The organism is Streptomyces sp. NPDC045968 (assembly GCF_056430475.1).
The window spans coordinates 285,621-299,118 of record NZ_JBWKLF010000004.1 but is presented as its reverse complement, the minus strand read 5'-3'; the positions used below and the strand labels follow the sequence as shown (position 1 = coordinate 299,118).

At 72.4% G+C, this 13,498-nt stretch carries 12 protein-coding genes; 3 read left to right on the top strand and 9 right to left on the bottom strand.

Annotated elements, in window-relative coordinates:
• Positions 1-55: 55 nt before the first annotated feature.
• From AC07FA_RS14225 to AC07FA_RS14185, 9 genes are all read right to left on the bottom strand, one after another.
• Complete coding sequence (locus tag AC07FA_RS14225) at positions 56-1,471, bottom strand: hypothetical protein (RefSeq protein WP_479075555.1); 1,416 nt, start codon at positions 1,469-1,471, stop codon at positions 56-58.
• A gap of 34 nt (positions 1,472-1,505) precedes the next feature.
• Positions 1,506-3,308, bottom strand: coding sequence for a DUF3492 domain-containing protein (locus tag AC07FA_RS14220; RefSeq protein ID WP_479075554.1), 1,803 nt, complete (start codon positions 3,306-3,308; stop codon positions 1,506-1,508).
• A gap of 241 nt (positions 3,309-3,549) precedes the next feature.
• Complete coding sequence (locus tag AC07FA_RS14215) at positions 3,550-5,244, bottom strand: ABC transporter ATP-binding protein (RefSeq protein ID WP_479075552.1); 1,695 nt, start codon at positions 5,242-5,244, stop codon at positions 3,550-3,552.
• Entirely contained in the window at positions 5,241-6,230 is a 990-nt protein-coding gene (locus AC07FA_RS14210) for an ABC transporter permease (RefSeq protein WP_479075551.1), read from the bottom strand. The genes AC07FA_RS14215 and AC07FA_RS14210 overlap by 4 nt, the downstream gene beginning before the upstream one ends.
• On the bottom strand, positions 6,227-7,216 hold the full coding sequence (locus AC07FA_RS14205) for an ABC transporter permease (RefSeq protein WP_479075550.1): 990 nt from the start codon (positions 7,214-7,216) through the stop codon (positions 6,227-6,229). The genes AC07FA_RS14210 and AC07FA_RS14205 overlap by 4 nt, the downstream gene beginning before the upstream one ends.
• A gap of 2 nt (positions 7,217-7,218) precedes the next feature.
• Positions 7,219-8,946 (bottom strand): ABC transporter substrate-binding protein, encoded by a 1,728-nt coding sequence (locus tag AC07FA_RS14200; RefSeq protein ID WP_479075548.1) that lies wholly within the window; start codon positions 8,944-8,946, stop codon positions 7,219-7,221.
• Between the two features lie 215 nt (positions 8,947-9,161).
• On the bottom strand, positions 9,162-9,257 hold the full coding sequence (locus tag AC07FA_RS14195) for an Ms4533A family Cys-rich leader peptide (protein WP_479075547.1): 96 nt from the start codon (positions 9,255-9,257) through the stop codon (positions 9,162-9,164).
• Between the two features lie 122 nt (positions 9,258-9,379).
• Complete coding sequence (locus AC07FA_RS14190; RefSeq protein WP_479075546.1) at positions 9,380-10,870, bottom strand: DUF3152 domain-containing protein; 1,491 nt, start codon at positions 10,868-10,870, stop codon at positions 9,380-9,382.
• A gap of 8 nt (positions 10,871-10,878) precedes the next feature.
• Positions 10,879-11,844, bottom strand: coding sequence for an alpha/beta fold hydrolase (locus AC07FA_RS14185; protein WP_479075545.1), 966 nt, complete (start codon positions 11,842-11,844; stop codon positions 10,879-10,881).
• A gap of 110 nt (positions 11,845-11,954) precedes the next feature.
• Here AC07FA_RS14185 and AC07FA_RS14180 point away from each other — a divergent pair, with 110 nt between their 5' ends.
• The 3 genes from AC07FA_RS14180 to AC07FA_RS14170 all read left to right on the top strand — a co-directional run bounded on the left by AC07FA_RS14180 (position 11,955) and on the right by AC07FA_RS14170 (position 13,361).
• Positions 11,955-12,170: a hypothetical protein gene (locus AC07FA_RS14180; protein ID WP_479075544.1), complete on the top strand. Its 216-nt coding sequence runs from the start codon at positions 11,955-11,957 to the stop codon at positions 12,168-12,170.
• Between the two features lie 168 nt (positions 12,171-12,338).
• On the top strand, positions 12,339-12,980 hold the full coding sequence (locus AC07FA_RS14175) for a TetR/AcrR family transcriptional regulator (protein ID WP_479075542.1): 642 nt from the start codon (positions 12,339-12,341) through the stop codon (positions 12,978-12,980).
• Positions 12,981-13,133: 153 nt separating this feature from the next.
• Positions 13,134-13,361: a DUF3107 domain-containing protein gene (locus tag AC07FA_RS14170; protein WP_328905704.1), complete on the top strand. Its 228-nt coding sequence runs from the start codon at positions 13,134-13,136 to the stop codon at positions 13,359-13,361.
• Positions 13,362-13,498: the final 137 nt, after the last annotated feature.

The following is a 13,498-nucleotide window of genomic DNA, read 5'->3' as shown; positions in this document are numbered from 1 at the left end:
GGGGTGTGAGAGACCCGCGGCGTCGGCTCCACGGGCGTGCGGCGGTGGATCGGGGTCACTTCGCGTCCGCTCGCGCCGTGGCGTGAGCGGACGCCCTGGAGAGGGCTACTGCGGCGTGGATCAGCAGCCCGATGGCGGCCGCGCCGCAGGCGAGGGCCGGTACGGCTCCGGGGCCGGCCGCCGCGACGAAGGCGTCGACGGGCCGGGCGAGGGAGTCGAGGCCGGGCAGGCGCCCGGCCAGGATCAGGGCGGGGGCCGCCACTTCGACGGCGCAGGCGGCGGCGAGACCGGTGGTGGCCGGCTCGGGGAAGCCGTGCACGGTGAGCAGGCGGGCCAGGAAGAGCAGAACACCGAGTGCGGTCGCCGCGACGGGCACGCCGTCGCCCCCGTACGCGAGACCGGCGAGGGACAGCAGGACGAGGAGGGCGAACAGGAAGAGCGCGACGACTCCGAGCAGTACGGGGCGCACACCCGCGCCGAACTCCTCCAGTGCGCGGCTTCCGGCGAGTTTGCGGTGTGCGTGTACGGAGAAGAGGTGGGCGCACCAGGCTGCGGGGGCGACGGCGAGCGCGAGGCCGAGCAGCGGGGCGGGGTCACCGGCCCAGCCGCCGTCCGGGCCACCGGTCATGACCTGGGCGAGCAGGCCCTCGCCGTACATGGCGTACCCGAGGAGCCAGCAGCCGTACGCCGTGGCCGCCCCGATGGGACGGCTCTCGGCGCGCAGGGGGCCGCGGTGCAGACAGAGCCGTAGCCCGAGGAGGGCAAGAAGCACTCCGGCGCCCGTCACCGCGGACCGCGCGCCCCCGTCGAGCATCCCTTCGGTGACCCGGAGCACGCCCGCGGTCGCGAGGCAGGCGGCGCCCGGCAGCAGGGCGAGCAGCGTCCACCCCGCCCGGCCTTCCGAGTCGCGCCCGGCGTGCGGGGGCGGCGCTCCGGGCTCGCGCACGATGCCGGGGGCCCTGGCGTAGAGCTCCTCGGCGAGCGAGAAGACGTCACGGTGCCGGTAGCGGGCGGCGGTGCGGTCGGTGAGTCCGTGGGCCTCCAGCCCGGCGGCGATCTCCAGCGGATCGACGGCCCTCTCGCAGAGCTCGCGGTGCCGGTGCATGAGCGACTTCACGGGGTCGGCGGTTCCGCGCCGCGCGGCGGGTTTGCGCACGGCGATCCCTGGGGCGACCTCGGGCGCCCGGTGGAGCGGGACCGGTGCGGGCGCGGGGGCCGAGGCGGGGGTGGGGTCTTCGGCGTCGGCGCTTCCGACGGGCGCGTCGGCCCCGGGGAGCCCCACGGCCTCGGCCTCCTCGTCCGCGGCAGCCGAGTCCGGGACACTGTCCGGCAAACCCCAGGGCGGCTCGGACATCTCCGTCAGGTCCGAGACCGAGGTCGCGTAGACCAGCGCCTCCGAGCGCGGGTCCCAGCCCCCGTCGGCGCGGGGGGCCGCAGGGGCGTCCGTGGCTTCGGTCGTTGGTCGGCCCATCGGGGGTCCTCCGTGGTCATGGCCGGTCTCGTGGTCACCCATCGCCGTCCCCCGACCCCGCGGCGGCCGCGCACACGCCCTCGGGCTCGGCGGCCCAGCTCGGCAGCCGGGCGGCGCCCCGCCCGGCCGGAGCCGCGGCGGGGGTCTGCGCGACCGTCCAGTGGCCGAGCACATGGGCCTCGGGCGGGGTGGCGAAGGGGCGCGGTTCGCCGTCGGCGTCCAGCGCGTCGGCTTCCCTCCACGCGGGGGAGCGCGAGATCAGCTCCAGGTAAATGCCGCGAAATGCCGCGAGGTTCTGTTCGACGGTGAAGAGTTCGAGCGCCCGGGCGCGCGCCGCCGCGCCGAGGCGTGCGCGCCGCTCGGGGTCGCGCAGCAGTGCGACGCAGGCATCGGCGAGCGCCCGCGGATTACGCGGAGGCACCACGAGCCCCGTGCCCCCGATGACCTCGACGACCGCGCCCACGTCCGTGGAGACGGTGGCCCGGCCGCAGAACATCGCCTCGACGAGGCTGATGGGGAAGCCCTCGACGACGCTGGACAGGACGATGACGCCGCCCGCCGCGTACGCCTCGGAGAGATCGGGGACGTCGGGACCGCCGATCTCCTCGAACGAGACCGGGTTGTCGCCCACGGCGTGCGCGCCGGTGGCCTCGTCGGGGAAGAGCTGCGCGGCCAGGGCCCGGCAGGTCGCGAGGTAGGCGTCTCCCTCGGCCCCCTGCGCCGGGGCGCCGAAGATCCGGAGCCGGGCATCCGGCTCGGCCCTGCGTACCTCGGCGAAGGCGTGCAGCAGTGCGATCAGGTCCTTGGCGGGCTCGATCCGGCCGACCCACACCAGCGTGTCGGGGCCGCCGCCGTCGTCGCTCTCCCCCACGCGCCGGAAACGCTCCGCCGCCATGCCCGGGTAGACCGTGCGCAGCTTGGCGCGGTCGGCGCCGCACCGCTCCTGCCAGCGGCGTACATGGGTGTTGCCGGGGGTGATGATCGCGGCCTGGCGGTAGACCTCGGCGGCGAGCTGTCCGTGGAAGCTGGCGAGCAGCGCGCGCACCGGTGCGGTGAACGGCTCGCCGGGCGTGGCGAGGTAGTGGGCCCGCAGATGCACGCCGTGCTCCGTGACCAGCAGCGGCACTCCGAAGAAGCGTTTGGCCAGAAGGCCGGGCAGGGCTGCCGCGCCTCCCGATGCGGCGTGGCAGAGGTCGACGGCGCCGAGGCCCTCCTCGTCGTACCAGTCGAGGGAGAGGGGGCGCAGCATCCGCTCCAGTTCGGCGGCGAAGGTGAGGAGGTCGGGCACGGTGGCGGTCTGGACGGTCCGCCCGGTGCCCCGGGCGCGGCACGCCGATTCCAGGATGCGCATGGTGGTCTCGGAGCGGAGCGCGGTGTGCAGTCCGCCGCGTTCCCCGGCCAGTTCGGCGAGCCCGTACAGGGCTTCCGTGAAGGGTGTACCGGCCGTGCCGCCCGCCGCCGCATCCGCCGCGGCGGACGCGCCGCTGTCGTCGGCGGCGCAGACGGTGGCGGCGAGCGCCGTCAGATGCTCCGTGAAGCGCCGGCGCTCGCGGCGCCCGAAGGACCGTCCGTCCCCGGTCAGGATCCTGGCCAGCATCCCCTTCGGGCTGCTGCCGCGCAGCGCGTCGTCGTCGGAGGTCCACAGGGGAGCCGTCCGCACCCGGCGGATCTGGGGCGGGAGTCTGACCCAGCCCTGTTCCTCCTGGTGGGCGGAGCGGCTGAGCGCGTAGAGGTCGAACTCGTGCTGGGGAAGGCCGCGCACCAGCCGGTCGCACCAGAGCCGGGATTCACCGGTCGCATACGGATAACCACCGTCGGTGAGCAGTCCGATCCGCACGAGTACACCCCCGATCTCCCTTGTGGACGGCCGCCGTTGGAATGGCGACTCGCAGCGGGACGACCGTAAGCGGATACGCCGGTGGGGGGGGGGGGGGGGGGGGGGGGGGGGGGGGGGAGGGGGGGGGGGGGGGGGGGGGGGGTTTTTTTTCCCCCCCCCCCCACCGAAAGGGGTGAACCGTCGTAACTTTCCTGCCCCGGTGGCGTTCTGTCGCGGTAAGGAGCCGTAGGGTTACGCAGGGTCAGGCTGCGGCCAGCTCCTTGCGGGCGGCCCGGCGCACCGCCGCGAGCGCCGGATCGAGCGCGGGCACGGCGGCCAGGAGCTGCTTGGTGTACGGATCGCGGGGATCGCCGTACACCTCGTCGGCCGGCCCCTGCTCGACGATCCGGCCCTGCCGCATGACCGCGACCCGGTCGCTGACCTGCCGTACGACCGCGAGGTCGTGGGCGATGAAGACGAGCCCGATGCCCAGCTCGCGCTGGAGTTCGGCGAGGAGCGCGATGACCTGTGCCTGGGTCGTGACGTCGAGTGCCGATACCGGCTCGTCGCAGACGATCAGCTTCGGTCCGGCGGCGAGCGCGCGGGCGATGCCGACGCGCTGGCGCTGTCCGCCGCTGAACTCGTGCGGATAGCGTTCGTACCGGTCGGGGTCGAGTCCGACCCGCTCCAGCAGTTCGCCCACCCGGGCCCGGATGCGGGTCTCGTCGCTCTCCCCCGCCGCCCGCAGCGGGTCGGCCACGGATTCGCCGACCGAACGCCGCGGGTTGAGCGAGGACACCGGGTCCTGGAAGACCATCTGGAGGTCCCGCCGGTACGGGCGCATCGCCTTCTCCGACAGTGCGCCGATCTCCGTACCCGCGTAGCGGAGCCGCCCCGAGCTCGGGTCGAGCAGCCGTACGAGCATCCGCCCGAGCGTCGTCTTGCCGCTGCCGCTCTCCCCCACGATGCCGAGGGTCTCGCCCGCGTGGACGGTGAGCGAGACCCCGTCCACCGCGGCGGCCTTCCCGCGTCCCCGGCCGAACTCGCGCCGCAGGTCCACCGCTTCGAGCAGCGGCGGCGCACCGGAGTCCGCCCTGGGCCGCGGGACCGGCGCCTTCCGTGGCGCGTCCACCCGGGGCACCGCCGAGAGCAGCTCCCGGGTGTACGGCCGGCGGGGAGCGCCCAGCACCCCGGCGACGGGGCCGCGTTCGACCTCCCGGCCCGCCCGCATGACCAGCACCTCGTCGACGCTCTCCGCGGCGACGCCCACGTCATGGGTGACCAGGAGCAGCCCCATGCCCGTCTCGTGGCGCAGGGTGTGCAGGAGGTCCAGGATCTGGGCCTGCACGGTGACGTCCAGCGCGGTCGTCGGTTCGTCGGCGATCAGCAGCCGCGGTTCGCAGGCCAGGGCCATCGCGATCAGGGCGCGCTGGCGCATCCCGCCGGAGAACTCGTGCGGCCGGGAGTCCGCCCGTCGGGCCGCGTCGGGGATGCCGACCCGGTCCAGGACCTCCACCGCCCTGGCCCGTGCGGCGCGCCTCGAAGCGGTGTGGTGCACCCGGTACACCTCGGCGATCTGGTCGCCGACCGCGTAGTACGGGTCGAGCGAGGACAGCGGGTCCTGGAAGACCATGGCGGCCTTCGCTCCCCGCAGGGCCCGCAGTTCGCGGTCGTCCGCGGCGCCCACGTCCGTACCCGCGACGCGGACGGTTCCGGAGACCCGGGCCCCCGTACCGCGGTGCAGACCGAGCAGGGCGTACGCGGAGGCGCTCTTGCCGGAACCGGACTCGCCCACGATGCCGAGCGCGCCCCCGGCTCGCAGGGTGAACGAGAGGCCGTCCACGGCCCGGACGTCACCGAAGTCGATGGTGAGGCCCTCGACCTCCACCAGGGGCTCCGGACCGGCTGCCGTCCCCACCGGGAGTCCGGCTCCGGCCGTCGCCAGGCGTTGCGTCATGACAGGACCACCCGTCGGTCGGCCGCCGCGTACAGCAGGTCCGCGACGGCATTGGCAAGCACCACGAAGAAACCGGTCACCAGCACCATCCCGACGACCACCGGCAGGTCGACGACCTTGACGGCGTGGACCAGTTCGCGCCCGATCCCCGGAATCCCGAAGAGCGACTCGGTGAGCACCGCGCCGCCGAACATCGTGCCGACGTCGAGGGCGCCGAGCGCGATCACGGGCGCGAGCGCCCCGCGCAGCGCGTGCCGGCCGATGATGGCGCGTTCGCCGACCCCGTAGGCGCGGAAGGTGCGCACATGGTCGTCGGCGAGCGTCTCCAGCATGGAGCTCCTGGTCAGCCGGGCGTACTTGGCGGACTCGATGAGGGCCAGCGACACCCACGGCAGCAGCAGTCCCCAGGCCCACTGTTCGGGGTCCTCGCCGAAGGGCACGTACGTCGGCGACGGCAGCCACTGGAGGGTGGAGCAGAAGACGATGATGAGCAGCAGCCCGATCACGAAGACGGGGGTGGCCGTGCCCGCGAGGGTCAGCCAGGTCAGTACCCGTTCGGTGATCCGGCCCCGCCGCCACACGGACAGCACTCCCGTGCCGACGCCGAGCAGGACGTAACCGGCGAAGGCGCCGACGACGAGCGACCCGGTGACGGGCAGCTTGGCCAGGATGAGCTGGGTGACCTGCTGGTCGCTCTGGTACGAGACGCCGAGGCAGGGCGCGGAGCAGTGCTCGACGCCGGTGCCGGTGGAGAAGTCGCGTCCGGCGACGATGCCCTGGAGGAAGTGCCCATACTGCACGTACACCGGGTCGTCCAGTCTCAGTTGCTCGGTGACCTGGGCGACCTGGGCGGGTGAGCAGCGCGGGCCGCAGGCGAGCTGGGCGACGTCGCCCGGGGCGACGTAGAAGATCGCGTACAGGATGACGGTGAGCGCGAGGAGCACGAGGACGGCGCCCCCGAGCCTGCGGAGTGCGAATCCGGTCATGAGGACTGGTCCTTCTTCCGTCCGGTGCCGATCCGCAGCCGCGACGCGGCACGCGGGTCGAGTGCCGTGCGGACGCCTTCGCCGAGGACGGTCAGCGCCAGCACGGTGACGAAGAGCAGCCCGGTGGGGAGCAGCAGGTAGGTGGGCGCCGCCTGGTACCAGGTGTCGGCCTCGGTGAGCATCTGGCCCCAGGACGGGGTGGGCGGTCTGATGCCGACGCCGAGGAAGGACAGGGCCGCCTCGACGACGATGTTGGTGGGGAACATCAGCGCCGCGTAGGTGATGACGGGTGCGGCGAGCGAGGGCAGCAGCTCGCGCCTGGCGATGCTCCACGTGCCGCGCCCGCCGAGCCGGGCCGCCGCGACGAAGTCGAGGGATTTCAGGGCGAGCGCCTGGGCCCGCACGATCTTCGAGGTGCCGGCCCAGTTGATCCCGCCGATGACGAGGGCGATCAGGACGGGCCGGGGGAAGGTCTCCGGGACGATCGCGAGGAGCGCCAGCGCGATCACCATGATCGGCAGGGCGACGTTGATGTCGGTGATCCGGCTCAGGACCTGGTCGACCCAGCGGTTGCCGAGGGCGGCCGCGAGTCCGACGACGAGGCCGATGGCGACCTGGAGGACGGTCGCGACGACGGCGACTCCGAGCGAGACGCGTGCCCCGTAGACGATGCGGGCGAACAGGTCGCGGCCGGTCTGGGGTTCGACGCCGAGCCAGTGCTCGGCGCTGATGCCTCCGAAGGAGCCGATCGGCACACCGCCGGCCGCCGAGTCGACGAGATCGGGGTGGTACGTGTCGGGGTCCTGGCCCGCCAGCGCGGCGAGGAGCGGCGCGGCGAGTGCGACCAGGACGAGCAGGAGGACCACGGCCGCCGCGGCGGTGGCCGCGCGCTGAGCGCGCAGCCGCCGCCAGAACAGCCGGGCCCCCGAGGCGGGGGCGACGACCGGCGCCGCTCCCGCCTCCTGGACCAGAAGTGCCTCGGACATGATTACTTGACCGAGACCTGGGAGATGTCGAGGACACCGGTCCAGTCGCTGATGACGACGTTCTTGATGTCCTTGCCGTAGAGCCGCTTGTACACCGGGTGGAAGAGCGGCACGGTCAGCGCCCGCTCACCGATCTTCTTGTCGAGCGCGCCCCAGCGCTGGGCGGCGGCGCTCAGGTCGGTCAGCTTGTTGATCTCGTCGATCTCCTTGTTGACCGAGGCGTCGTTCAGGAAGCCGGTGTTGAAGTTGGCGCCGTCCTTCACGATCTGCCGGCCGTCGAAGATCGGCGCGAGGAACGGGCCTCCGGAGGGCCAGTCGGCACCCCAGTGGGCGAGGAAGAAGCCCGGCTCCTTGTCGGCGCTGTGGATGGTGTCGGAGTAGTCGTTGCTCTCCAGACCCTGGAGCTCGACCGTGATCCCGGCCTTCTTGAGCGCGGCCTGGAGGGCCGTGGCGATCTCCGGGCTGGTCTCGAAGTCCTTGTCGTTGGAGTGGGTGAGGGTGATGGTCAGCCCCTTGGGGTGACCGGCCTCCTTGAGCAGTTCCCTCGCCTTTTCCGCGTTGCCCGTCTTCCCCGCCGGGAAGTGGTCGTACGGCGTGTGTCCGAAGGACTTCTGGTTGGGCAGATAGGTGGTGGCGGGCTCGGCGAGCGAGGAACCGCCGGCCGCGTTGACGACCGAGGAGCGGTCGACGGCGTACGCGATCGCCTGCCGCACCTTCGGGTCGTCGAACGGCTTCACCTTCGGGTTGAACGCGATGTAGTTCGTGTATCCGAAGCGGCCGGTGCCGACCCGGGACGCGAGTGCCTTGTCGCCGGTGACCTTGGCGAGTTCGGCCGGACCCAGGTTGGTGTCGGTGGTGACGGCCGCGGCGTCGGCGCCCTGGGAGGCGGAGAGCCGCTGGTTGATGACGGCGGAGTCGAGCCCGGAGCGTACGTCGATCCGGTCGGGGTATGCCTTGCGCTCCTCGTCGGTCGCCGCCGACCAGTGGGGGTTGCGCTCCAGGACGAGGCGCTCGCCGTCGTTCTCGTTCGTGACGACCTTGTACGGCCCCGACGAGACCGGGTGCTCCTCGTACTTCGTGCCGGTGTCCTTGGCCTTGGGCACGGGGGTGGTCTGGGTCTGGGTCGCCAGGTAGGGGAATTCACCCTCGGGCTTGTTGAGGCGGAAGACGATGGTCTTCGCGTCCGGCACCTCGATGGAGTCGAGGCCCTTCTTGTCCTTGTACGGGCCCTGGTAGTCGGCTCCGCCGATCAGCCAGTCGCGCAGATACGGGGCGCCGCCGGAGAGTTCGGCGGCGAACGAGCGCTCGATGCCGTACTTGATGTCCGCGCTGGTGATCGCGGTGCCGTCCTCGTACTTCAGCCCGTCCTTCAGGGTGTACGTCCAGACGGTGGCGTTCTCGCTGGGCGTGCCCAGGTCGGTCGCGAGGTCGGGGACGACCTTCGCACCCGCGGCGCCGTCCTCGCGGTTGCGGGTGGTGAGCGTACGGAAGACGAGGGAGGGGACGTTGCCGCCGCCGGAGGTGTAGAGCCGGGCGGGGTCGAAGTCCTCCTGCGGGTTGCTGTTGAGGACGGTGAGGGTGCCGCCCTTCTGCGGCGTGCCCCCGGCGCCCGGGCCGCCGTCGCTCCCCTTGCCGTCCTGGGGCCCGGCGCAGGCCGCGGCGCCCGCAGCCAGGACAAGACTGACGGCTGCCGCTGCCACGCGGCGCGATATGACGGACGTTTGACGCATCGGAAGATGACCTCTCGGTGTACTGCTGGCAGGGAATGCGGAAAGGGGTCCGTGCGCAGGCGGCAGCGAGAAGAACGGGACGGAACACCGAAATGCCGCGCCTGCGGGCGGAATACGCCCAGGCGCGGCAGTCATGAATGGCCGAGGAACCGGGAACGGTCCGGAAGAAACCAGGACGGGTCCGGGAAAAGGGCCGACGCGCGCTCGGGCAGGCGTCAGCGACAGAGAACGTCGGCTACGCAGATTCCGGTCACGCCGAGGAGCGCCAGCTCAATGGCGGCGCGCTCGTAGGTGACAGGGCTGCGTGACATGCCGAGAAATATGGACGACCCGATCGTCGATGTCAACGCGGAATAAGACGCCCGTCTCACCATCCGGACAAGGGGTGGACGGGGCCCCCGGGCGGGCGCGACCGGGGGCACGGACGCCGACCTCAATTACCGGGATGCACCCAGGGGTTGGCCCGGCACTTGATTCCGCCGATGTCCAGCGACTTGGTCTGCTGCTGCATCACGGGCGCCAGCGCACCGGGCGTCCGGCAGTTCGTGTGCCCGTATCCGAGCCGGTGGCCGACCTCGTGGTTGATGAGCATCTGACGGTAGGCCATGAGCTTCTCGGGGCCGTAGGTCGAGGACCCCTGGGCCCAGCGGTAGGCATTGATCATGACGCGTTCGGTCGCGGCCGAATCGCAGGAGACATTGTCCTCGGTCGTATCCAGACCCGATTTCGCACACCAGGCCCCCGTGGTTCCAGGACTGGCCAGCGTGATCACGAAATTCGCTTCGCCCGAGGAGATCCGCTCGAATGTCATGGCACCGTTGTGTGCCCAACTCCGGTCGTCGTTCAGCGTCTTCTGAACGGCGTCGGCGAACAGTCCCGCGTCGAGGGCGAGACCCTTTTCGACATCGATCCGATAGCGGAACTTCTGCCCCTTGCCCGGCGCCTTCGCCAGTCCCGGAACCGCCTCGAATTTCCCGGTGGCCGCGAGGTCCGGAGCCAGCGGATAGGGCTTCGCCAGCTTCTGCGCGTACGAGAGCGGCTTGACCTGGGCCGCCTTCGGCTGCGGCGTGGGCCGGGTGTCGGAGCGGGAGGCGTCCTCGCCCGCCTCGCGGTCCACCCCGGCGGCCTGCGAGGCGATGTCCCGGTCGTCCGTGTCCTGGGCGACCTGCCCGGCCACCACGACGGCGAGCACGGTCGTGACGGCGGCGGCGGCGATCCCGGTGAACGTACGCCCCTTGCCGCCCTTGCCCGGTACGGAACCCTCGGCCTCGTCCGCGCCGTCCGGGGACGACTGCCCGTCACCCCGCTGGGTGAGCGGGGTGTGCGGATCGGCGGGGGGCGGTGAAGCGGGCGGGGCACCGTCGAACGCGTCGACGAACTCCCGCCGGGGTCCCGGGAACACCGGGGCCCCGGTGGACCGCGGGCCCGTGCGCCGGTCGGCAGCGCGCTGCGCCGCCTCCTGGGCCGACACCTGCCGGGCCACCGCCTGCTGGGCGGACGCCTGTTGTGCGGGAGTCTGCCCGGTGCCGGACATCTGCGGCGCCGCCCCTCGCGGGGCCCCGCCACGGGCCGCTCCGGCGAATCCCGCGGGCCCGGAGGGCCCCGCCTGTGCCGGTGCGCCCGGCCGGCCCTGCCGCCCGGGCGTCTGCCAGTCGCCGTACCGCTGCTGCGGCCCGGTCCCCCAGCCGCCGCCGGCCTCGCGCTGCTCGGGGTGGCCGCCGCGCACCTGCGGCACACCGTGGAACGGAGTGTGTCCGTCACCACCGGGCGGCGTGGCGGCTCCGCGCCTGCGCCGTCCGTTGCCGGCCCCGGACGGGGCCGCCCCCGCCGGAGCGGCCGTTGACGGGCCCGTCCCGGGATCGCCCTCGTCGCTCGTACTGCCCTGGCTCCTGGCCTCGGGGCCCTTTCGGCTATGTCGTCCCACGCCCCGGATCAGCTCCCGCCGCATTCGTCGAGCAGATCCCGGAACGCCTGGGCGACCGTCTCCGGGTACTCCATCATCGCCACGTGCCCGGCATCGGGCAGTGTCACCAGCCGGACGTCGCGGAAGGCCGCGGACGCCCTGCGTGCCATCCGGTACGAGACGAGCTGGTCCCGTCCGCCGTACACCAGCAGGGTCGGCGCGAGCACCCGCTCGGCCTGGCGCCACAGTCCGTGCTGCCCGCCCAGTGTGTAGGCATCGACGATGCCACGGGCCGAGCGTGTCATGGCGTCCCAGAAGTACGGCAGCTCCAGCCGGCGCTCCATTTCCGCCACCGCGTGACGGAATCCTTCTTCGGAGACCCGTGCCGGATCTCCGTAACAGAGTGCCATGACCCCACGCGTGCGTTGTTCGGCGGTCCAGTCCTTCGTGAGCCGGGAGAAGAGGGACGCGATGCCGGGGAGGGCCAGCAGACCGGTCGGCACGGCGGACCGCTGCACGCGCAGTTCCGGCAGCGCGGGCGAGATCAGGGCGAGGGTGCGCACCAGGTCGGGGCGGACGGCCGCGACCCGGGTGGCGACCGCGCCGCCCATGGAATTACCGAAAAGGTGGACGGGCCCGCGCCCTCCCGCGTCGATCAGCCGGATCACGGCGCGCGCGTGCCCGGTCACCGAGTAGTTACCGTCGTCCGGCGGCGGCGAGTCACCGAAACCGGGCAGATCGAGCGCCTCGCTGTCGAGCACGTCCCCCAACAGCGGCATCAGCGCCGACCAGTTCTGGGACGAGCCGCCGAGCCCGTGGACGTAGAGGGCGGGGGCGAGGCCCGTGCGCAGCGGCGGCCGGGAGCGGACGGTCAGGGTGAGGCCCGCCAGCGTGACGGAGCGCAGCCTCTCCCCCTCCGCGACCCTGACGGCACTGACCGTGGGGGCGGCCGCGGCAGCGGCGGCGCGGGTACCCGGCAGCTCGGTCGAAGACATGCGGCAATGTTACGAGACGATCACGCGCCGATTCGTGTGTTCGCGGTCACAGACCGCGTAGCGGCTCCGCACGCTTACTCCTAGGCTTCAAGGGAGGGAAGGGAGCCACCATGACGGTCGACCCCAGCGACCCGGACACCTTCGAGGACGTCCAGCCGGACGAGCCGCACCAGGAGACCCCCGACGCCGACGCCGCCGAACAGCGCGCGGACGTCCAGCCACGGGACGACGATCCGCCGGCGGGCATCGACCGGGAGAGGGCGAACGAGGCGGATGCCGCGGAACAGAGCCGCGTGGTCCCCCAGGACGAAGACGATTACCGGTAATACGACCCGCTTTGCTCCCCGACTCCGTACATCTGCGGCTATCGCAGTCGTCCGGTCCATGAAATTCTGCGTCCGCGCCGCGCATACCCGGGTTACCCAAAAGTACGATGGCGGCACGGCGCGACGTGCACGGAACAGCTGTGCCGGAACACAATTTTGGGAGGCGGCGTGACAGCCATCGAGCAGACAGAGGCAGCGCGCCCGCGGGGCACTCGCCTGCCCCGCCGCGCCCGACGCAATCAGTTGCTGGGCGCCGCGCAGGAGGTCTTCGTCGCGCAGGGCTACCACTCCGCCGCGATGGACGACATCGCCGAGCGGGCGGGCGTCAGCAAGCCGGTGCTCTACCAGCACTTCCCGGGCAAGCTGGAGCTCTACCTGGCCCTGCTGGACCAGCACTGCGAGTCGCTTCTCCAGGCGGTGCGCACGGCGCTCGCGTCGACGACGGACAACAAGCTGCGTGTCGAGGCGACGATGGACGCCTACTTCGCGTACGTGGAGGACGAGGGCGGGGCCTTCCGGCTGGTCTTCGAGTCCGACCTGACCAACGAGCCCGCGGTGCGGGAACGGGTCGACCGGGTCTCGCTCCAGTGCGCGGAGGCCATCTCCGACGTCATCGCCGGCGACACGGGCCTGTCCAAGGACGAGTCCATGCTGCTCGCGGTCGGCCTGGGCGGAGTCTCCCAGGTGGTGGCCCGCTACTGGCTCTCCAGCCCCTCGGGCATCCCCCGCGACACGGCGGTGCAGCTGCTGACCTCGCTCGCCTGGCGGGGCATCGCGGGATTCCCGCTGCACGGCATCGAGCAGCACTGAACCACGCCGAGCCGGGCCGCACGCCGGTGATCACCTCCGGTGTTCGCTGCGGGCGTTGCCGGTCGGGCCGTGGTCGGTCCCCTCACCGGGCTAATGTGTGCTGCGTACGGCGCGGTTCACCGCGCAGAGACTGACCGTCGGAGGGACATAGCCGTGGAGGTCAAGATCGGGGTGCAGCACACGCCCCGGGAGATCGTTCTGGAGAGCGGGCTTTCCGCCGAAAAGGTCGAGAGCGCGGTCGCCGAGGCGCTCTCCGGCAAGGCGCAGCTGCTCAGCCTCACGGACGACAAGGGCCGCAAGGTTCTGGTGCCGGCCGACCGGATCGCGTACGTGGAGATCGGCGAGCCCAGCACCCGGCGGGTGGGGTTCGGCGCGCTCTAGGCGCGACGCAACGAACAGCAGGAGGGGCCCGGCGGATATCCGCCGGGCCCCCCCCCCGTGTGCCCCACGGGGCGAGTCACAAGTTGGGACGTCGCCCATCCCCCGGAGGTGTTTCCGTGGACCCCGAGAAGGGTGTG